General features: G+C 54.6%; 18 protein-coding genes, 2 tRNA genes and 3 other RNA genes. 9 read left to right on the top strand and 14 right to left on the bottom strand.

Features of this window, described 5'->3' with window-relative positions; genetic code table 11:
* Window positions 1–85: 85 nt before the first annotated feature.
* Window positions 86–2020 carry a protein kinase YeaG gene (gene yeaG, locus AC6I8D_RS11320; RefSeq protein ID WP_031374605.1) on the bottom strand — a complete coding sequence of 645 codons (1935 nt, stop codon included), beginning with the start codon at window positions 2018–2020 and terminating at the stop codon, window positions 86–88.
* 419 nt (window positions 2021–2439) lie between these two features.
* Between yeaG and AC6I8D_RS11315 the strand changes: the two genes are divergently transcribed.
* Window positions 2440–3189: a MipA/OmpV family protein gene (locus AC6I8D_RS11315; protein WP_312055792.1), complete on the top strand. Its 750-nt coding sequence runs from the start codon at window positions 2440–2442 to the stop codon at window positions 3187–3189.
* Window positions 3190–3261: 72 nt separating this feature from the next.
* Complete coding sequence (locus AC6I8D_RS11310) at window positions 3262–4113, top strand: aldo/keto reductase (protein WP_497820212.1); 852 nt, start codon at window positions 3262–3264, stop codon at window positions 4111–4113.
* Here the strand turns inward: AC6I8D_RS11310 and AC6I8D_RS11305 are convergent.
* Together AC6I8D_RS11305 and gapA are read right to left on the bottom strand one after the other, a co-directional pair.
* The gene (locus AC6I8D_RS11305) at window positions 4110–5006 is read right to left on the bottom strand and encodes a D-hexose-6-phosphate mutarotase (protein WP_497820211.1); all 897 of its coding nucleotides are present in this window, start codon (window positions 5004–5006) and stop codon (window positions 4110–4112) included. The two genes, AC6I8D_RS11310 and AC6I8D_RS11305, sit on opposite strands and share 4 nt — an antisense overlap.
* A gap of 74 nt (window positions 5007–5080) precedes the next feature.
* A complete protein-coding gene (gapA, locus tag AC6I8D_RS11300; RefSeq protein WP_069728542.1) occupies window positions 5081–6079 on the bottom strand; it encodes a glyceraldehyde-3-phosphate dehydrogenase in 999 nt (332 codons plus the stop codon).
* Window positions 6080–6421: 342 nt separating this feature from the next.
* Between gapA and msrB the strand changes: the two genes are divergently transcribed.
* Both msrB and AC6I8D_RS11290 read left to right on the top strand, forming a co-directional pair.
* On the top strand, window positions 6422–6832 hold the full coding sequence (msrB, locus tag AC6I8D_RS11295; protein ID WP_312055795.1) for a peptide-methionine (R)-S-oxide reductase MsrB: 411 nt from the start codon (window positions 6422–6424) through the stop codon (window positions 6830–6832).
* Between the two features lie 5 nt (window positions 6833–6837).
* Window positions 6838–7119, top strand: coding sequence for a YeaC family protein (locus AC6I8D_RS11290; protein ID WP_031374599.1), 282 nt, complete (start codon window positions 6838–6840; stop codon window positions 7117–7119).
* Between the two features lie 74 nt (window positions 7120–7193).
* On the opposite strand, the gene pncA is transcribed toward AC6I8D_RS11290, so the two are convergent.
* The 3 genes from pncA to sppA form a co-directional block, all read right to left on the bottom strand.
* Window positions 7194–7802 carry a bifunctional nicotinamidase/pyrazinamidase gene (pncA, locus tag AC6I8D_RS11285; RefSeq protein ID WP_312055797.1) on the bottom strand — a complete coding sequence of 203 codons (609 nt, stop codon included), beginning with the start codon at window positions 7800–7802 and terminating at the stop codon, window positions 7194–7196.
* A gap of 16 nt (window positions 7803–7818) precedes the next feature.
* On the bottom strand, window positions 7819–8832 hold the full coding sequence (gene ansA, locus AC6I8D_RS11280) for an asparaginase (protein ID WP_497820210.1): 1014 nt from the start codon (window positions 8830–8832) through the stop codon (window positions 7819–7821).
* A gap of 97 nt (window positions 8833–8929) precedes the next feature.
* Window positions 8930–10789, bottom strand: coding sequence for a signal peptide peptidase SppA (sppA, locus tag AC6I8D_RS11275; RefSeq protein ID WP_312757162.1), 1860 nt, complete (start codon window positions 10787–10789; stop codon window positions 8930–8932).
* A gap of 174 nt (window positions 10790–10963) precedes the next feature.
* Between sppA and AC6I8D_RS11270 the strand changes: the two genes are divergently transcribed.
* The 3 genes from AC6I8D_RS11270 (at window position 10964) to AC6I8D_RS11260 (ending at window position 13932) form a co-directional block, all read left to right on the top strand.
* On the top strand, window positions 10964–11515 hold the full coding sequence (locus AC6I8D_RS11270) for an NAD(P)H nitroreductase (protein WP_312055800.1): 552 nt from the start codon (window positions 10964–10966) through the stop codon (window positions 11513–11515).
* A 195-nt stretch (window positions 11516–11710) separates the two neighbouring features.
* Complete coding sequence (locus AC6I8D_RS11265) at window positions 11711–13627, top strand: DNA topoisomerase III (RefSeq protein ID WP_312055801.1); 1917 nt, start codon at window positions 11711–11713, stop codon at window positions 13625–13627.
* Window positions 13624–13932, top strand: coding sequence for a YnjH family protein (locus AC6I8D_RS11260; protein WP_312055802.1), 309 nt, complete (start codon window positions 13624–13626; stop codon window positions 13930–13932). The genes AC6I8D_RS11265 and AC6I8D_RS11260 overlap by 4 nt, the downstream gene beginning before the upstream one ends.
* Window positions 13933–13979: 47 nt before the next feature.
* Here AC6I8D_RS11260 and xthA read toward each other — a convergent pair whose 3' ends face one another.
* From xthA to AC6I8D_RS11220, 8 genes are all read right to left on the bottom strand, one after another.
* On the bottom strand, window positions 13980–14786 hold the full coding sequence (xthA, locus tag AC6I8D_RS11255) for an exodeoxyribonuclease III (protein ID WP_312757157.1): 807 nt from the start codon (window positions 14784–14786) through the stop codon (window positions 13980–13982).
* Between the two features lie 266 nt (window positions 14787–15052).
* Window positions 15053–15180, bottom strand: a non-coding RNA gene (locus tag AC6I8D_RS11250) — RtT sRNA.
* A 41-nt stretch (window positions 15181–15221) separates the two neighbouring features.
* Window positions 15222–15349: non-coding RNA, RtT sRNA (locus AC6I8D_RS11245), on the bottom strand.
* A gap of 40 nt (window positions 15350–15389) precedes the next feature.
* A non-coding RNA gene (locus AC6I8D_RS11240) (RtT sRNA) lies at window positions 15390–15517 on the bottom strand.
* Between the two features lie 40 nt (window positions 15518–15557).
* Window positions 15558–15642, bottom strand: a tRNA-Tyr gene (locus AC6I8D_RS11235).
* Window positions 15643–15678: 36 nt separating this feature from the next.
* Window positions 15679–15763, bottom strand: a tRNA-Tyr gene (locus tag AC6I8D_RS11230).
* Between the two features lie 144 nt (window positions 15764–15907).
* The gene (purU, locus tag AC6I8D_RS11225; RefSeq protein ID WP_312057690.1) at window positions 15908–16756 is read right to left on the bottom strand and encodes a formyltetrahydrofolate deformylase; all 849 of its coding nucleotides are present in this window, start codon (window positions 16754–16756) and stop codon (window positions 15908–15910) included.
* 56 nt (window positions 16757–16812) lie between these two features.
* Window positions 16813–17268 carry a YchJ family protein gene (locus AC6I8D_RS11220; protein WP_312757155.1) on the bottom strand — a complete coding sequence of 152 codons (456 nt, stop codon included), beginning with the start codon at window positions 17266–17268 and terminating at the stop codon, window positions 16813–16815.
* A 97-nt stretch (window positions 17269–17365) separates the two neighbouring features.
* Between AC6I8D_RS11220 and rssA the strand changes: the two genes are divergently transcribed.
* Together rssA and rssB are read left to right on the top strand one after the other, a co-directional pair.
* Window positions 17366–18271, top strand: coding sequence for a patatin-like phospholipase RssA (gene rssA / locus AC6I8D_RS11215; protein ID WP_031374592.1), 906 nt, complete (start codon window positions 17366–17368; stop codon window positions 18269–18271).
* A gap of 99 nt (window positions 18272–18370) precedes the next feature.
* Window positions 18371–19387: a two-component system response regulator RssB gene (rssB, locus tag AC6I8D_RS11210; protein WP_089561436.1), complete on the top strand. Its 1017-nt coding sequence runs from the start codon at window positions 18371–18373 to the stop codon at window positions 19385–19387.
* Window positions 19388–19542: the final 155 nt, after the last annotated feature.

The following is a 19542-nucleotide window of genomic DNA, read 5'->3' as shown; positions in this document are numbered from 1 at the left end:
TGTTCCCCCAAACTACATTGCAAGCAGGTCGGGCATGCCCGACCTTGAGACGGCCGGTATCGCAATACCGGCTTGCTTACCTTAATCAGGACGATTTACGCACACGCAAATACCATTCACACAGCAGGCGAACCTGTTTGCGGGTATAGCCTTTTTCCATCATGCGGTCGACGAAATCGTCGTGTTTCTTCTGCTCATCAGTAGAGGTCTTGGTATTGAAGGAGATTACCGGCAGCAACTCTTCGGTGTTTGAGAACATTTTCTTCTCAATCACGGTGCGTAATTTCTCGTAACTGGTCCAGTTCGGATTGCGACCGTTGTTGTGTGCCCGGGCGCGCAGCACAAAGTTGACGATCTCGTTACGGAAATCTTTCGGGTTACTGATGCCAGCAGGTTTCTCAATCTTCTCCAGTTCCGCATTCAGCGATTCCCGATCGAACAGCTGACCGGTATCGGGATCGCGATACTCCTGATCCTGGATCCAGAAGTCGGCGTAGGTCACGTAGCGGTCGAAGATGTTCTGACCATACTCGGAATAGGATTCCAGGTAAGCGGTCTGAATCTCTTTGCCAATGAACTCGGCGTATTTCGGGATCAGATAGCCTTTCAGGTGCTCGAGGTATTTTTCCGCCTGGTCCTGCGGGAACTGCTCACGTTCAATCTGCTGCTCAAGCACGTAGAACAGGTGCACCGGGTTGGCCGCCACTTCGGCATGGTCAAAGTTGAAGACGCGCGACAGGATCTTAAAGGCAAAACGGGTCGACAGACCGTTCATCCCTTCATCCACGCCCGCGTAGTCATGATACTCCTGCCACGATTTGGCTTTAGGATCGGTATCTTTCAGGCTTTCACCGTCATAAACCCGCATTTTGGAGTAGATGCTGGAGTTTTCCGGATCTTTCAGCCGCGACAGAATCGAGAAGCGAGCCAGGGTTTCCAGCGTGCCGGGTGCACAAGGCGAGGTGGCCAGCTCACTGTGATTCAGCAGTTTTTCATAAATTTTGATCTCTTCCGAGACCCGCAGGCAATAAGGCACTTTGACGATGTAAACACGGTCAAGGAACGCCTCATTGTTTTTGTTATTACGGAAGGTGACCCATTCTGACTCGTTGGAGTGCGCCAGAATGATGCCGTTGAACGGCAGGGCCGAAATGCCCTCAGTCCCGTTATAGTTACCTTCCTGGGTAGCGGTCAGTAAAGGATGCAGTACCTTAATTGGCGCCTTAAACATCTCGACGAACTCCATGATGCCCTGGTTAGCGCGGCACAGTGCGCCGGAGTAGCCGTAGGCATCAGGATCGTTTTGCGCGTGATTCTCCAGTTTACGGATGTCCACTTTACCCACCAGCGCCGAGATATCCTGGTTGTTCTCATCGCCGGGTTCGGTTTTGGCAATCGCCAGCTGTTCCAGAATCGATGGCCAGACCTTAACCACTTTAAAGCGTGAGATATCGCCACCGAAATCGTGCAGACGTTTGGCCGCCCACGGCGACATAATGGTGCCGAGGTAGCGACGCGGCACGCCGTACTCTTTTTCAAGGATATGGGCATCTTCCTGCGGGTTAAACAGGCAGAGCGGATGGTCATTGACCGGGCTGCGTTCGCCATCGGCGCTCAGCACGTAGATCGGTACGCGCTGCATCAGCGATTTAAGCCGCTCAGCCAGCGAGGATTTACCGCCGCCGACCGGACCCAGCAGATAGAGGATCTGTTTCTTCTCTTCAAGTCCCTGAGCGGCATGTTTCAGGTAGGAGACGATTTGTTCAATCGCTTCCTCCATGCCGTAAAACTCCTCGAACGCCGGATAGCGTCCCATCACACGGTTGGAGAATATTCTGGAAAGGCGTGGCTCCTGAGCAGTGTCAACCATTACTGGCTCACCAATAGCCATTAACAGTCGCTCTGCAGCGTTGGCGTATGCACTGCGATCCTGCTTACAGATAGCAAGAAATTCCTGCAGTGTGAACTCTTCGTCCTTGGCAGCTTCATAACGCTGACGATAGTGATCGAATATATTCATAGCGATGCCCGTCCTTTCGTTTTTAGCACAGGTAAGGAGCGTAATTAGAGGCTCATGCAGCTCCCGGAAGATATTCTCTATTGAGTACAGCAACCCTTATGCCAACCTGATCGTTTTTATCGGGATACACAACTTTTATGGTTACTCTGCTCGTACAATATGTCTGGTCTTACTTCTAACTGTAGATGGCTTCTAAGAAATTTCCTCCATGGCTGTGGATAGGTGAGGGTGAGATCAACAACATAATCGGTTTGATGTAAGGCCGGTATGCGCCTCTGTTGACTTAACTTAACGTGATTTTAACCTTTAATGCCACTTTCAGCGGCTGGTCGCTTAAAGGAATTCGATATAAGTTAATCCAGTCGCAAAAAAACGTTAGACTTCATGTTTGATTGTTATATTTATGGAATGAATAAATTGTGAACCAATTCAAATTTAAGGCGCTTGTCGCACTTTTACCTTGTTATTTGCTCTCTGGCGGCGCTCATGCCGCACCGCTTTCTGTCGGTGCTTCAGTGATTTATGCCGAGTCCCCTTATCGTGGTGGTCAGGACCGTTATCTGCCGGTTCCGGTGATTAATTACGAAGGTGAAAACTTCTGGTTCCGCAGCCTGCAGGGCGGTTACTACCTGTGGAAAGATCCGCAGAACCAGCTGTCACTGACGCTGCTCGGTTCCCCGCAGGAGTACAAGCCCAGCGACAACGATCTGGGCGATATGAAAGGTCTGGATAAGCGTCGAATGACCCTGATGGCGGGTGCCACCTACCGTCATACTGCCGACTGGGGTATTGTCCGCACCGCCTTACTAGGTGACGTGCTGAACAACAGCAACGGTATGATCTGGGACTTAACCTACCTTTATCGTTTCGAAATGGGTGATTTCAGCCTGACGCCCGGTATCGGTGCGATGTGGAACAGTGCCAATCAAAACCGTTATTACTACGGTGTTTCCGGCCATGAAAGCGCCCGTACCGGCATCAGCCGCTACAATCCGGATGACAGCTGGTCACCTTACGTCGAGCTGAGCGCCAGCTATCAGATTTCGCCGCAGTGGAACGTTGGCGTCGTCGGACGCTATACCCGTTTCGACAGCGAAATCAAAGACAGCCCGATGATTGATAAAAGCAGCCAGGCGACACTCTGGACCGGCGTCAGTTACACCTTCTGATAACGCACTAAACGAGGGCATTTTATGCCCTCTGTTCTTTTATGGGGCCTCATAATGGGGCGGGAGAGCGGAATGCGTAACCTCATCAATTTTGCCGGCCATCACTCTCTGCCGGTGATCGGCCAGGGCAGCTGGTATATGGGCGAAAACCCGGCGCAGCGTGCAACCGAAGTCGCTGCGCTGCAGGCCGGACTGGCGTGCGGTCTGCGCCTGATCGACACGGCAGAAATGTACGCTGACGGCGCGGCCGAAGAGGTGGTGGGTGAAGCGCTGCAGGGGCGTCGTGACCAGGCGCTGGTGGTGTCTAAAGTCTATCCGTGGAATGCCGGTGAGCAGGATGCCATTGAAGCCTGCGAGCGCAGCCTGCGCCGCCTGAGAACCGATTACCTCGATCTCTACCTGCTGCACTGGCGCGGTAACATTCCGCTGGAAGAGACGATACGGGCGATGGAATGTCTGCAGCAGCAGGGTAAAATCCGCTACTGGGGCGTCTCTAATTTCGATACCGATGATATGGCTGAGCTGTGGGATGAAGCGGGTGGGGCGCAGTGCGCGACCAATCAGGTGCTTTACCATCTCGGCTCACGCGGCATTGAATACGATCTGTTGCCAGCCTGCCAGCAGCGAAACCTGCCGATCATGGCTTATTGCCCGCTGGCGCAGGCCGGACGACTGCGCGAAAGCCTGTTCAGCGATCCTCAACTGACCCGACTTGCACAGCAAAAGGGCATCAGCGTGGCGCAGCTGCTGCTGGCCTGGGTGATCCGTCAGCCTGGGGTTATCGCCATTCCCAAAGCCAGTTCTGTCGCCCATGTGCAGGAAAATGCTGCGGCGCTGGAGGTGGTGCTGACAGAGGACGATCTCACCCTGATTAACCAGCGCTATCCGGCACCGCAGCACAAGTTGCCGCTCGACGTGGTTTAAGCTTTAACCGCCTCGCCGCTGATTTTTTTCTTCAGGCGGAAGGTGGTCGCCAGACGGGCCGGCTTTTCGCCTGCGCTGCGCAGTGGCTGGTTGATACGGGCCGTTTCCACGCAAACCATGGTCTTGTAGCCCTCATTCGGCATATCGGCCATGCTGCAGGAGAGCTCAACCCCTGGATTCCACGTCACAACGTCACTGTGATGGTGGTGATAGACTTCAATCTGCCGCTGAGCAGCCGGATCGTTGATCACTGAGCAATCTTCGGCTGCGGTAAAGATGCGGTCAATTCGGCCCGGATAGCGCTGCTTTCCGTCACTGCTGCCGATCTCACCCTGATTTACCTTGTCGATATAGCTGTTTCCCAGTCCTGACACTTCAACTCCGCTGATATCGCTGACGGTGAAATAACTGTGCAGGGCAGCGGTTGCTTCGATGTCACCGTGCGCTTCCAGTTCGATTTCGCAGTGCTGGCCGAGCCGGAAGCGGGCAATTAAGGTGAATTCATGCGGCCACAGCTTCAGCGTCTGAGCATTGCTTTCCAGCACCAGCGTCAGCATCACGCCATCTTCATTTTCATCATGCGCTGACAGCGTCCACGGCTGATTACGGGCAAAGCCGTGCGCCGGTTCGCCTGCCGGGCCAAACCATGGCCAGCAGATCGGCACGCCACCGCGAATCGCTTTACCGGGGGCAAACTGGCTCTTGTCGCTGAGCCACAGCACCGGCTGCTCACCGCTAGGCTGCCAGGCAATCAGATGGGCACCCTGCAGAGTCAGGGCGGCGCGCACTTTGGGATGACTGACGATAATCGCCGGCAGTTCTCCAACCTGACGCTGCGACAGGTAAGGGGAGATCTGCGTCACCACCGGCAGAGAAAACAGTTTATCTTGCATGTTCGATTCCTTCCTGAGCGGATCAAAAAAAGGGCGACCGAAGTCGCCCTTATTCTCAGTGATGTCTGGCTGCCTTATTTAGCAGAAACCAGCGCAATCAGGTCGAGAACTTTGTTTGAGTAGCCAGTTTCGTTGTCGTACCAGGAAACCAGTTTCACAAAGTTGTCGTTCAGCGCGATACCGGCTTTAGCGTCAAACACTGAAGTCAGGATTTCGCCGTTGAAGTCAGTAGAAACTACGTCATCTTCAACATAGCCCAGCACGTCTTTCATCTCGCCTTCTGCAGCAGCTTTGATAGCAGCACAGATTTCTTTGTAAGAGGCCGCTTTTTCCAGACGTACAGTCAGGTCAACCACGGAAACGTTAGGGGTTGGTACGCGGAAAGCCATACCGGTCAGTTTGCCGTTCAGCTCTGGCAGAACTTTACCGACTGCTTTCGCTGCGCCAGTTGATGAAGGGATGATGTTCTGAGATGCGCCGCGGCCGCCGCGCCAGTCTTTGTGAGACGGGCCATCAACGGTTTTCTGAGTAGCGGTAGTTGCGTGAACAGTGGTCATCAGACCTTCAACGATACCAAACTTGTCGTTGATCACTTTTGCCAGTGGAGCCAGGCAGTTAGTGGTGCACGATGCGTTAGAAACGATATCCTGACCCTGGTATTTGTCGAAGTTTGCACCACGAACAAACATTGGGGTGTCATCTTTCGATGGACCGGTCAGAACAACTTTCTTCGCGCCTGCAGTGATGTGTTTACGTGCAGTTTCGTCAGTCAGGAAAATACCGGTTGCTTCAGCAACAACGTCAACGCCGACTTCGTCCCACTTCAGGTTAGCCGGATCTCTCTCAGAGGTAACACGGATTTTCTTGCCGTTAACAACCAGTGCGCCGTCCTGAACTTCTACGGTGCCGTCGAAACGACCGTGAGTAGAGTCATACTTCAGCATGTACGCCATGTAATCGGCGTCCAGCAGGTCGTTGATTGCAACGATTTCGATGTCAGAACGCTGTTGAGCAGCACGGAAAACGATGCGACCGATACGGCCAAAACCGTTGATACCTACTTTGATAGTCATATATTCCACCAGCTATTTGTTAGTGAATAAAAGGTTGCCTGTAAAATTACAAAAACCTTACCAGGCGTCAAGCGGAATCGTGTCAATTGTTGCGACAGGTCAATTCGCCTGAAAGGAATTATTCGATGCGCAATCGCTTGCGGACCGCCAATGATATCGCGCTTCGTTTAATCAATCGCCGAATATATAGGGATGCCCCGGATAAAAGGTGATCAAAGTCACAAATCCGGGTTGCAGACGTCGGACTGAAAGGGTGAGCACGAAAAAAGACCCGTCTTATGTTGATCATTTGTTAGAATAGTAGTCGAAATTTTCAGAATGGCACCTTCCGGAATCTTAAAAATGGCTAAAGACACCGCACCCGAAGCAAAAATTGCGCAGCTGACAGAAATGCAGCGGTATGTGACCCAGCATCGCGGAACGGAGCCGCCTTACAGTGGCGCACTGCTGCACAACAAGCAAGACGGCATTTACCACTGTCTGGTTTGTAACGCGCCGCTGTTTCTGTCTGAGACCAAATATGATTCAGGTTGTGGCTGGCCGAGCTTTTACCAGCCGGTGAGCGACGACGCGATTCGTTATATTGAAGATGATTCACACGGCATGCAGCGCATTGAGATTCGCTGTGGTCAATGTGACGCACATCTGGGACACGTCTTCCCTGATGGCCCGCAGCCGACCGGAGAACGCTATTGCGTCAATTCCGCCTCACTGAATTTTACCGACGAGCAGGGCGAACAGACCAAAGGATAAGGGCGATGAAGCAGCAACTTGAAGCGATGCTCGCCGCAATGACGCCAGAAGTCTATCAGCGACTGGCAACGGCGGTAGAGATTGGTAAATGGCCGGATGGCGTGGCGCTAACCCAGGAACAGCGCGACAATTGTCTGCAGCTGGTGATGCTGTGGCAGGCGCGGCATAACGACAGCCCGCAGCACATGACTATCGGCAAAGACGGCGAGATGGTGACGAAGTCGAAAAAGCAGCTTAAGGAAGAGTTCGGTATCGACTCAGACGTGACCCGCCTCAACCTGCACTGAGTGAGCCATGTTCACCGTCAGGGGGTGATCTGTCTTCACCGGGCAAAAAAAAGCTGGCTTAGCGCCAGCTTTTTTTATATCAGCACCGCGCCCTGGGCGGTCATTTGCGCGAAGGCGATCTCACTGTCTTCGGGATTCAGGTTCACGCCGCGACAGCCTTCTTTGACCACTTCAACCTGGTAGCCCAGCTCGAGCGCGTCCAGTACGCTGTATTTCACGCAGTAGTCGGTCGCCAGCCCCAGCACTACCAGATGGGTAATCTCGCGTTCGCGTAACCAGCTGTCGAGTTCGGTTTTGCGGCGATGGCCGTTATCGAAGAAGGCGCTGTAGCTGTCAACATCCTGATCCTGCCCCTTATGGAACACCGCATCAAACAGCGAACGATCGAGGTCAGGATGGAAATCGGCCCCCTGGCTGCCCTGAATGCCGTGATCCGGCCACCAGATCTGCGCCAGACCGTTTAATTCGCCAAGGGTGTAGACCGGCTCGCCGGAGACCGAGGCAAAACTGCCGTGATCGGCCGGATGCCAGTCCTGCAGCGCGACCACCGGTTCACCATTCTGGATAAAGGTGCGTGCATAGCGGTTGGCAACCTCAACGGTCTGGTCGCCTTCGTGGACGGCCATTGGGCCGCCCGGACAAAAATCATTCTGGATATCAATAATGATCAGTGCGCGTTTCATTACAAGTCGCTCCGTCTCAATCTTCTGTCAGTTCACCGCGCAGATTCTGCTGCATTTTGCTGCGTATTTCATCGGCGGAGAGGTTCTGGCTAAGTAAGAAGTGCAACTTAGTCAGTGCTGCCTCAACGGTCAGATCAAAACCGCTGATGACGCCAGCATGTTCCAGCGCGTTGCCGGTGGCGTAGCCGCCCATATTAACCTTGCCCGAAATGCATTGGGTCAGATTGACCACCACGATACCGCGCTCGCTCGCCTGCTGCAGTTCAGCCAGGAACTCCGCATTCTGCGGTGCATTGCCGACCCCGTAAGAGCACAGAATCAGCGCTTTTACCGGCTGACGCAGGAAGTTGCGCACCACATCGGCGGAGATGCCTGGATAAATGGTCACCACACCAATCGGCTGCGGCGTAATGGTGTGCACAATCAGCCCGCCCTGGCCCTGCGGCGCGGGCGGGGTATTCAGGCGGCGAATATGAATACCGGCTTCCAGCAGCGCGGAAAGGTTAGGCGAAGCGAAAGCATTAAAACCATCGGCGTGCGCTTTGGTGGTCCGGTTGCCGCGGTAGAGGGTATTGTTGAAGAACAGCGACACTTCGCTGATCGGATAATTGGCCGCCACATACAGCGAGTTCAATAAGTTTTGCTGCCCATCCGAACGTAGCTCCGCCAGCGGAATCTGCGAGCCGGTGACGATAACCGGTTTAGCCAGATTCTCCAGCATGAAGGAGAGGGCCGACGCGGTAAACGCCATGGTATCGGTACCATGCAGAATCACAAAACCATCATAGCGATCGTAATTCTGACGGATATCCTCGGCGATTGACTGCCAGTCCTGCGGCGTCATATCGGACGAATCGATCAGCGGCTGATACTCATGAATGGTGAAATCGGGCATCTCGGGACGGTGGAATTCAGGCATGTTAGCCAGCTGCTGCTGCAGATGGCCGGAAACCGGAATGTAACCCTGTGCCGATCGCTGCATACCGATGGTACCGCCGGTGTAGGCTACGTAGATGTTTTTCTTTTGCATTAGAGAACTCAGACTTGCCGTAAAACGCGCAGTATAAGGGGAAAGACCGGGAAAAGCAGCCCGACCAGCGGCCGGGCTGCGAGGTTTATCGCACAGTTTATCGCACGTCGCCGCAGTTCAGGCAGAAGGCGTAACGGTTTTGCGGATCGTTAAGATGATCAAACAGACCAGGTTGCGCTTTCATCGCGCTCATCACATCCAGCATCGGGGCAGGCAGCCAGGCCTTGAGCGGATCCGGCAGCACCGCCTGTACCGAGGCGTTGACCTGGTTTAGCATCATATCGAGGAAGCTCGGGTCATCCTGATACCAGCTCAGCTGCGGTTTGCTCACTTTTGCCAGCTCACCGGCTTTCTTCACCGCATCGTCAAAGTCACCCAGCGCATCGACCAGGCCATTGGCTTTGGCGTCGCTACCGGTCCAGACGTGGCCCTGCGCGATGGCATCAATCTGCTCTGGCGTTTTGTTGCGTGACTTCGCCACCAGCCCCACAAAGTTGCGATAACCATTTTCGATGGTCAGCTGCATCAGCTGCTGAACTTCTGTTGGCAGCGCTTTGGTGCTGGAGATATCGGCCAGCGGTGAGGTAGCCACACCGTCAGTGTGCACACCAATCGCATCCAGACTGTTTTCCAGCGTATTGATCACGCCGAAAATACCGATAGAGCCGGTCAGGGTACTGGGGTTGGCCACGATGTAGTTGGCCGGCGTCGAAATCCAGTAACCGCCGGATGCCGCCATGCCGCCCATCGAAACCACAATCGGCTTACCGGCAGCATGCGCCGCCGCCAGCTCTTCGCGAATCGCTTCAGAGGCCGTTACGCTGCCGCCTGGACTGTTGACCCGCAGGATAATGGCTTTGATTTTCGGATCGAGACGCGCATCGCGAATCTGTGCGGCAGTGGTATCGCCACCGACGTTGCCTGGCGTCTCTTCACCGTCCATGATCGCGCCGCTGGCGAGCACCACGGCAATGTTGCCATCCTGCGCCGGGGCCGGTTTAACCGCATAGTCGTAGATGCTGACGCTGCGATAATCATTACTCTGCTTATCAAGGCCGAAGGTTTTCACCAACTCCTGATCGGCGGCGGCACGGGAACCCAGCACATCCACCAGCTTGTTATCCAGCGCGTACTGCGCAGTATCGCCTTTAACCGCATTCAGACCGGCAATCACCGCCGCCGCACCCGGGAACAGCTGCTCAGGGGTAATCTGACGGTTAGCGGATACGGTATTCAGGTAGTTCTGCCACAGCTGCCCTACCCAGCGGCTGTCAGCGTCGCGGGCGGCAGGTGACATATCGTCACGCAGGAACGGCTCGACTGCGGATTTGTAGGTCCCGACCCGGAATACATGGGAAGTGACTTTCAGTTTTTCCAGCAGGGTTTTGTAATAGAGACCGTTGGTAGCGAAACCGTGCAGATCGACCGTGCCCTGCGGCGACAGGTAGATTTTGCTGGCGTAGCTGGCGAGATAATATTGCGCCTGGCTGTAACTGTCGCCCAGCGCATAGATCGGCTTGCCGCTGTCGCGGAATTCGCGCAGTGCTTTGCCCACATACTGCAGCGAAGGCTGATCGCCGCCGGCAAAGTCGCGTAAATCCAGCACCATACCTTTAATGTTACTGTCTGTTTTAGCCTGTCGAATCGCATCGACGACGTCAAACAGCGAATTTTCCTGCAGCCGATCGCTGCTGGCACCCAGCAACTGACGGCCAATTTTGCTCAGGCGATTACTGACCGAAGGCTTATCGACCAGTACACCACTAAGGTCGACCCGCAGCGCACCTTGCTGCATCGGCGCTGAACTGCCGCCCGAACCGCTCACCTGCAGCCAGATCCCGACACCTGCCACAATCAACAAAATCAGGAAAATATTCAGAATGAATTCCCTGATAAAATTTAATACCCGCCAGGTCCAGCGAAACAGACCTGCAATAATTCGCCACAATGTGCGCATCAGACTCTCCATATTCATGTAGCCGGAAGTGGCCGCCGCGCGTACCAGGCTTCCCCGACGAGCTCATCCTAAAGAGCGGCGTGCTAAAAGTCAGCAGGAATTCACCGCCGACTGTTACAAAAAATCTGACTGTGCCAGGATTACTGCAACATCAATGCGAGTGGGAGAAAAAACATGGATGCACTGGAGTTACTGGTTAACCGTCGTTCGGCATCACGTCTGACCGACCCGGCGCCTGCCGGCGAGGCGCTGGAAAATATACTGCGCGCCGCTATGCGCGCACCGGATCACGGCACGCTGCAACCCTGGCGCTTTATTATTGTGGAAAATGAGGGCCGCGATCGGCTGAGTCAACTGCTGGAGCAGGCGGCACGTGATAAGCAACTGGATGAGAAGGCGATCAACAAGGCCAGTCAGTCACCGTTCCGCGCACCGATGATCATTACCGTGGTAGCCCACTGTGAACCCCACCCGAAAGTGCCGCGCTGGGAGCAGATTGCATCGGCCAGCTGTGCGGTGATGGCGATGCAGATGGCGGCAGCCGCGCAGGGCTATAACGGTATCTGGCGCAGCGGCCCGTGGACTGACGATGAGAGTGTTCGTCAGGCATTTGGCTGCCGCGAGCAGGATGCGATTGTCGGCTTCCTCTATTTAGGCACGCCGCAGCTGAAGTCCAGCACCACCGTGCTGCCGCCCGACACCGCGCCGTTCGTCAGCTATTTCTGATCCTTTTTCTCAACCTGCCGGCAGGGCATCTTCTGGCCCTGCAAATTGAACGCTTCCTGTGCGAATGATCGCTATCCCGGCCCGTGACGCTTACGCCAGACGCCTTGCCAGGCTAACATAGCCGCCATATTTGCAGCCAACAGCGAACAACCGGTTATCACTGTTATTCCCTGATGTTAAGGATTACCTGATTCAATGCGTTTGTTTATTGCGGAAAAACCCAGTCTTGGGCGGGCCATTGCCGATGTGCTGCCAAAACCCCATCGACGCGGCGATGGATTTATCGCCTGCGGCAACGATCAGGTGGTGACCTGGTGTGTCGGCCATCTGCTGGAGCAGGCGCAACCCGACAGCTACGACAGCCGTTATGCGCGCTGGTCGTTAGCCGACCTGCCGATCGTTCCGCAAAAGTGGCAGCTTAAGCCGCGGCCGTCAGTCGCCAAACAGCTGAAAGTGGTGGAAGGATTGCTGGCCCAGGCCAGTGAGATCGTGCATGCCGGTGACCCCGATCGCGAAGGACAGCTGCTGGTCGATGAGGTGCTGGACTATCTCAACCTGCCGGCAGAAAAGCGCAGCCGGGTGCAGCGCTGCCTGATCAACGATCTTAATCCGCAGGCGGTAGATCGCGCGGTCAATCGCCTGCGGGAAAACCGGGAGTTTATTCCGCTGTGCGTTTCGGCGCTGGCCCGCGCCCGTGCCGACTGGCTGTACGGCATCAATATGACCCGTGCCTGGACGCTGCTGGGGCGCAGTGCCGGCTACGATGGCGTGCTGTCAGTCGGGCGGGTGCAGACGCCGGTGCTCGGGCTGGTGGTGCGGCGCGACGAAGAGATTGAAAACTTTCTGCCGAAGGATTACTTCGAGGTGAAAGCCCACATCATCACCCCGGATCAGGTGCGGTTCGTCGCCAGCTGGGTACCGAGCGAAGCCTGCGAGCCGTGGCAGGATGAAGAGGGGCGTTTGCTGAAGCGGGCGCTGGCCGATCACGTCGTAGCGCGTATCACCGGCCAGCCGGCGGCGGTGACCGCCTACAGCGATAAACGCGAAAACGAAGGCGCACCGTTACCCTTCTCCTTATCCAGCCTGCAGATTGAGGCAGCGAAGCGTTACGGGCTGAGTGCCCAGACGGTGCTGGATACCTGCCAGCGGCTGTATGAAACCCACAAGCTGATCACCTATCCGCGTTCGGATAGCCGGTATCTGCCGGAGGAGCATTTCGCCGGCCGGCATGCGGTACTGAACGCCATTCAGGCTCATCAGCCGCAGCTGACGCCGCCGGCCGATTTTGATGCCGATCGCCGTAACCGCTGCTGGGATGACAAAAAGGTCGATGCGCACCATGCGATTATCCCGACTGCCCGCGCCGGTTCGGTGAAACTGAGTGAGAACGAGCAAAATATCTATGCGCTTGTGGCGCGCCAGTATCTGATGCAGTTTTGTCCGGATGCGGTGTTCCGTAAATGCGTCATTGAACTGGAAATCGCGGGCGGTAAATTCGTCGCCAAAGCGCGTTTCCTGGCAGAAGCGGGCTGGCGGGCGCTGCTCGGTAACAAAGAGCGGGATGAAGAGAATGATGGTATGCCGCTACCGGTGGTCGCCAAAGGCGATGAGCTATTGTGTGAGCGCGGTGAAGTACTGGCGAAGCAGACTCAGCCACCGCGCCCGTTTACCGACGCGACTATCCTTTCGGCGATGACCGGGATAGCCCGCTTCGTTCAGGATAAAGAATTAAAGAAAGTGCTGCGTGCGACCGATGGTTTAGGAACGGAAGCGACCCGTGCCGGCATTATCGAATTGCTGTTTCGTCGTGGCTTCCTGGTGAAAAAGGGCCGTTATATTCACTCAACCGAGGCTGGTCGTGCCCTGATTCACTCGTTACCCGATCTGGCTGCACGCCCGGATATGACCGCGCAGTGGGAATCAACGCTGACCCGGATCAGCGAAAAGGCCTGCCGCTATGATGAGTTCATGCAGCCGCTGGTGCAGACCCTGACCGGACTGATTTATCAGGCGCGGCAACAGCCTGCAGTGCATGCCTTTCGGGGATTACCGTCCACCGGACAAAAACGTCCGGTGCGCAAAACCAAGCGTAAAGTCAAGGAGACGGAATGAGGCGTTTTTCACTATTAATCGTGCTTGCCCTGTCGCTGGCTGCCGGTGCCGCAGAGGCCAACAGCCGACATCAGCCGCCGCCAGACAGCGACAATGGCGTCAACACCGACGTGGTGGTCGACCTGCCGCCGGAAGTCTGGACCCAGGGACAACGGCGTCAGCCGGACTGTCTGCGCTGTTGTATTTTTGATAATCGTAACTACAGCGAAGGGTCGGTGGTGAAATCGGAAGGGGTGTTACTGCAGTGCGCGCGTGATGAACACTCGCTGGGCACCAATAATCTGATCTGGAAAATAGTCAAATAGCGGTCGCGTGGCAGCCGGCCACGCGACCTTCAGTTAACGCGCGTCGATCAGAAGCGGAAGGTGGACCAGATCGGCGCGTGATCCGACGGTTTTTCCATGCCGCGGATAGCATAATCAATGCCGCTCTCTACGCAGTGGGCCGCCAGGTTTTTACTCGCCAGAACCAGATCGATACGTAAACCGCGGTTATCATCGAATCCCTTTGAGCGATAGTCGAACCACGAAAAGCGATCGGCGGTTTCAGGATTATGTTCACGCCAGGTGTCCACCAGTCCCCAGCCCAGCAGCCGATCCATCCACTCACGCTCTTCCGGCAGGAATGAACATTTGCCGGTACGCAGCCAGCGCTTGCGGCTCTCTTCACCAATTCCAATATCCAGATCGGTGCTGCTGATATTCATGTCTCCCATGATCAGCACCGGTTTGTCGGCGGGCAGATCGTCGGTCAGAAAATGTTGCAGGTCGCGATAAAATTTCTCTTTGGCCGGAAACTTGGTCGGATGGTCGCGGCTTTCGCCCTGTGGGAAATAGCCGTTAATCACCGTGATGTCGCCAATCGGGCTGGGGATTTCGGCCATAATCAGGCGGCGTTGTGCATCGTCATCATCACCGGGAAAGCCACGGCGCACCGCGACCGGCTGAACCTTCGTCAGCAGCGCTACACCGTAATGGCCTTTCTGGCCATGATAAAAGACGTTGTAACCAAGCTTCGCCACCTCTTCCAGCGGGAACATGTCATCGTGGACTTTGGTTTCCTGCAGGCCGATGACGTCCGGACTGTGTTGTTCAACCAGTGCCTGTAGCTGATGCGGACGGGCGCGCAACCCATTGATGTTGAATGAAACAAATTTCATGGAATCGACCATTGTTCAGCGAGTAAATCGTTCAGCGAGTAATAGGCTGGGATGGTAGCGATTTTTACTGAAAAAGTCATGACCGAAGCGCGGAAGATTAGACCACAGGGCAGGGACAGACCAACAGAGCAGGGGGAGATAAGCAGTAACAGCAGGAGTAGTTAGCAAAAACAGCAGGATAGAACAGCAATCGAAGGTTCTCATCCCTCTCCCCGCAGAACAGGAAGCTTAGGTATTAGTTTGGGAATTTTGTGCGATATGCGAGAGGGTGGTGGGAGAAGGATTATTCGGCGCGCTGCGCCTCACCCTTCGGGCCGCGCTGAAGCGCGTTGTCTCGCAAAACTCGACCCGAACCTTAATCGAAGGTTCTCATCCCTCTCCCCGCAGAACAGGAAGCTTAGGTATTAGTTTGGGAATTTTGTGCGATATGCGAGAGGGTGGTGGGAGAAGGATTATTCGGCGCGCTGCGCCTCACCCTTCGGGCCGCGCTGAAGCGCGTTGTCTCGCAAAGCTCGACCCGAACCTTAATCGAAGGTTCTCATCCCTCTCCCCGCAGAACAGGAAGCTTAGGTATTAGTTTGGGAATTTGTACGATATGCGAGATGGTGGTGGGAGAAGGATTATTCGGCGCGCTGCGCCTCACCCTTCGGGCCGCGCTGAAGCGCGTTGTCTCGCAAAGCTCGACCCGAACCTTAAACGAAGGTTCTCATCCCTCTCCCCGCAGAACAGGAAGCTAAAGTATTAGTAGGGAATTTTGTGCGATATGCGAGATGGTGGTGGGAGAAGGATTCGAACCTTCGAAGTCTGTGACGGCAGATTTACAGTCTGCTCCCTTTGGCCGCTCGGGAATCCCACCAGGGATTACGGTATGCTGGCAACAAGACGATTCAGATGGTGGTGGGAGAAGGATTCGAACCTTCGAAGTCTGTGACGGCAGATTTACAGTCTGCTCCCTTTGGCCGCTCGGGAATCCCACCATGGCCTGAATCTTTATGTCTTAAAGCGGGGCGCATCATACCAAATGCGATAAAGGTGTAAAGCGCCCATCGGCAAAACAGCATCTGTTTGCCCACTTTTTGCCCGTAGCGCTGAATCTGCAGGCAATTCAGCCACTGGCGTGATTAAAGAATAATCGTTCGGTTCCCGTAAACAAACACGCGCTGACCCAGCACTTTATACAGTGCGCGGCTTAACACGTTCTTTTCTACGTCACGACCAGCACGCATCATCTCTTCAGCGGTGTAGCTGTGATCAACATTAATCACGTCCTGCATAATGATCGGACCTTCATCCAGGTTGTCATTTACGTAGTGCGCGGTCGCGCCGATAATTTTCACGCCGCGTTCATACGCCTGATGATAAGGACGGGCGCCGATAAAGGCGGGCAGGAATGAGTGGTGGATATTGATGATCTGATTAGGGTAGCGCTGCACGAAAGCCGGGGTCAGCACGCGCATATATTTAGCCAGCACCACATAGTCAGGCTGATAGCGATCGATCTCTTCAACCATCCGGTTATCGTGTTCTTCACGCGTCAGGCCTTCATGGCTGACCAGCACGAAAGGAATATCGAAACGCTCAACCAGCGAACGCAGCGTGTCATGGTTACCGATCACCGCAGCAATTTCCATATCCAGACCGCCAAAGGCGCTCTTCATCAGCAGATCGCCAAGGCAATGTGCCTCTTTGGTCACCAGGATAACCACGCGGCGGCGGCCGGCGCTGTGCAGTTCACGGACTGAACCCTGTGGCAGGGCGCTATCGAGATCGGCAAGCAGGGTGTTGTCGTTAAAAATCCCTTCCAGCTCTGTGCGCATAAAAAAACGCCCGGTGCGATGATCAACAAACTCATTGTTTTGCACAATGTTCAGCTCGTGCTTGTAACAAATATTGGTGATTTTGGCGATCAGACCTTTTGCATCGGGACAAATGGTACGTAAAACTTTTCTTTGCATGGTTTGCGCTTGCATCTCAATCAGAGTCCTGTCAAAGCATTAGGGGTAGAACCGTTGCGGTTGCCTTTGGCTCAGCCACAACATTTTTTGTATTTTTTGTCGGAGCCGCAGGGGCACCGATCGTTACGGCCGACCTGTGGCGCCGTTCCATCGACATAGTACCAGCGTTGATCCTCACGAAGAAAGCGTGAACACTCATGAATGGCCTGAATGGTCATTTTCTCGCGGTATCGCGCAAAAAAGGTGACGAAAGCTTCATTCTCATGGCTTCCATGATTACAACGGGTTACATTCAGGCTTAGCCATTCAGTGCCCTGAAAACTTTCAGATAAAAGCCCTGCCAGCGCGGGCTGACGTTTGGCAGGATGCCAGGTAGAAACCAGATAATCTGCATTCTGCTGAACATAAGCGCAATAACGTGAACGCATAAGTTGTTCAGCTGTATCAGGAATTTGGGTACCCTTAAGAAAGGGCTCGCAACATACGCTATACTGCTCTCCGCTACAACATGGGCAGGTGTCTGACACGTGATCTCCTGAGGGTGATGAGTCGATATAAACCAGCGCGCTATGTTAGCTGACCCTACGTTGTGACGCTATGTATTGACGGCAGGACCAGACACAGATGAGAAAGGTAAAAATTGGATTGGCTCTGGGTTCTGGAGCAGCCAAAGGATGGGCACATATCGGCGTAATTAAGGCGCTTGAGCACGCCGGAATTGAAGTCGATGTGGTGGCGGGATGTTCAGTCGGCGCGCTGGTCGGCTCGGCCTATGTTAATAACCGCTTGCCGCTGATGGAAAAATGGGTCAGCGCGTTTCGTTACTGGGATGTCATTCGCCTGATGGATGTTTCGTGGCAGCGCGGGGGCTTATTGCGCGGCGAGCGGGTGTTCAATCATGTCCGGCAGTTAATTCCCAATGACACCATTGAAACCTGCGGTAAACCCTTTGGCGTGGTCGCGACCAACCTCAGTACCGGCCGTGAGCTGTGGCTGACCGAGGGCGATTTGCACCAGGCGGTGCGGGCATCCTGCAGTATGCCAGGTTTATTACCGCCCGTGGGCTACAATGGGTATTGGCTGGTGGATGGTGCCGTGGTTAATCCGGTGCCGATTTCATTAACGCGTGCCCTGGGCGCTGACATTGTTATCGCCGTTGACCTACAGCATGACGCGCATCTGATGCAGCAGGACCTGTTTTCCGTGACACCCCAGAACAGTGAAGAAGAAGCCGCCGCGGTGGCATTGAGCTGGAGCGGAAAGCTACGCCAGCGTCTGGTAAATTTCAGCCAGCGTCGTGCGTCCCAGACACCCGGAGCGATGGAGATCATGACCACCTCTATCCAGGTACTGGAAAATCGCCTGAAGCGAAATCGTATGGCAGGCGATCCGCCCGATGTCCTGATTCAGCCCGTCTGTCCGCAAATTTCGACGCTGGACTTTCATCGTGCTGAAGAGGCTATCGAGGCAGGCAAGGCCGCCGTTGAGAAGAAAATGGATGAACTGTTACCACTGGTCCGTGGCAGATAATCAGGTTGTTCATTCTCAGATGTTACTTCGGGCAATTCTGAAAGGCGCAACTGCGTTTTATGAACCACTATTGAAATATCTGGTGCGCAGGGGGAAAGAATGGAAAAACCACTAATCGGCAAAAAGATACTCATTGTCGAAGATGAGGCTGTTTTCCGTTCGTTGCTGGACCAATTTTTGTTATCGATGGGTGCTGTGACGTTACAAGCGGAAGATGGTCTGGAAGCAATTGCACAATTACAACAGCATACTGTCGACCTGATAATTTGCGATCTGGAGATGCCGCGCATGAGCGGTATCCAGTTCGTTGAACATATTCGTACCCGTGGCAATGCGGTGCCGATTTTGATCATCTCGGCAACCGAAAACATGTCTGATATCGCCCACGTGCTGCGCCTCGGGGTGCAGGATGTGCTGCTTAAACCGCTGAAAAACTTTGAGCGCTTCCGTGAAGCGGTCTATGAGTGTCTTTATCCCTCAATGTTCACTTCTAAAGTGGAGGAGGACGAACAGCTGTTTCAGGACTGGGATGCGCTGGTGCGCGATCCGAAAGCGGCCGCCAAGTTGCTTAAGCAGCTTCAGCCGCCGGTGCAGCAAACCATCGCTAACTGTCGGGTCAACTATCGGCAGCTCACCATGGCCGAGCAGCCGGGCCTGGTGCTGGATATCGCTGCCCTCTCTGATAAAGACCTGGCATTTTACTGTCTGGACGTCACCCGGGCAGGCGACAATGGGGTACTGGCCGCGTTGCTGTTGCGTGCGCTGTTTAACGGCCTGCTGCAGGAGCAGCTGTCGGGGCAAAAACAGCGCTTACCGGAACTCAATGGCCTGCTCAGACAGGTCAATTTGCTGTTACGTCAGGCCAACCTCAGTGGCCAGTTCCCGTTACTGGTAGGGTATTATCACCGCGGTTTAAAAAATCTCATCCTGGTTTCAGCCGGTTTAAACGCCACGCTTCACGTTCATGCCCATCAGATTCAACTCAGCAACGGCGTGCCTCTGGGCACCATGGGAAGCACCCATCTTAATCAGATCAGTCAGCGTGCCGAAAACTGGCAATGCCACGTCTGGGGCGCGGGCGGACGCATTCGACTGATGCTATCGGCTGAAGAATAAACAACAAAAATTAATTTAATCTGGCGCTGGAGACAGGGCCAGAAGTTAGCTTTACACTTGGGTAATAGTCTTAATTTCGACGGTTTCAGTTCTTCCAGGATAAATCCGTTCGATACTAACTGATATACTCATTTCCGAATTTAAACCGACATATC

The organism is Pantoea sp. X-Soil-MYKO-1785 (assembly GCF_059730675.1).
The sequence above is the reverse complement of the archived record's forward strand: the minus strand, read 5'-3'. Positions and strand labels throughout refer to the sequence as shown.

Bases quoted from the DNA above. Each gene is read 5' to 3' on its own strand.
- rssA (WP_031374592.1), top strand. From the start codon at position 17,366: ATGAGAAAGGTAAAAATTGGATTGGCTCTGGGTTCTGGAGCAGCCAAA.
- gapA (WP_069728542.1), bottom strand. From the start codon at position 6,079: ATGACTATCAAAGTAGGTATCAACGGTTTTGGCCGTATCGGTCGCATC.
- AC6I8D_RS11270 (WP_312055800.1), top strand. From the start codon at position 10,964: ATGGATGCACTGGAGTTACTGGTTAACCGTCGTTCGGCATCACGTCTG.
- sppA (WP_312757162.1), bottom strand. From the start codon at position 10,789: ATGCGCACATTGTGGCGAATTATTGCAGGTCTGTTTCGCTGGACCTGG.
- AC6I8D_RS11290 (WP_031374599.1), top strand. From the start codon at position 6,838: ATGAAGCAGCAACTTGAAGCGATGCTCGCCGCAATGACGCCAGAAGTC.
- AC6I8D_RS11260 (WP_312055802.1), top strand. From the start codon at position 13,624: ATGAGGCGTTTTTCACTATTAATCGTGCTTGCCCTGTCGCTGGCTGCC.
- rssB (WP_089561436.1), top strand. From the start codon at position 18,371: ATGGAAAAACCACTAATCGGCAAAAAGATACTCATTGTCGAAGATGAG.
- msrB (WP_312055795.1), top strand. From the start codon at position 6,422: ATGGCTAAAGACACCGCACCCGAAGCAAAAATTGCGCAGCTGACAGAA.
- yeaG (WP_031374605.1), bottom strand. From the start codon at position 2,020: ATGAATATATTCGATCACTATCGTCAGCGTTATGAAGCTGCCAAGGAC.
- ansA (WP_497820210.1), bottom strand. From the start codon at position 8,832: ATGCAAAAGAAAAACATCTACGTAGCCTACACCGGCGGTACCATCGGT.
- xthA (WP_312757157.1), bottom strand. From the start codon at position 14,786: ATGAAATTTGTTTCATTCAACATCAATGGGTTGCGCGCCCGTCCGCAT.
- purU (WP_312057690.1), bottom strand. From the start codon at position 16,756: ATGCAAGCGCAAACCATGCAAAGAAAAGTTTTACGTACCATTTGTCCC.
- AC6I8D_RS11305 (WP_497820211.1), bottom strand. From the start codon at position 5,006: ATGCAAGATAAACTGTTTTCTCTGCCGGTGGTGACGCAGATCTCCCCT.
- pncA (WP_312055797.1), bottom strand. From the start codon at position 7,802: ATGAAACGCGCACTGATCATTATTGATATCCAGAATGATTTTTGTCCG.
- AC6I8D_RS11265 (WP_312055801.1), top strand. From the start codon at position 11,711: ATGCGTTTGTTTATTGCGGAAAAACCCAGTCTTGGGCGGGCCATTGCC.
- AC6I8D_RS11310 (WP_497820212.1), top strand. From the start codon at position 3,262: ATGCGTAACCTCATCAATTTTGCCGGCCATCACTCTCTGCCGGTGATC.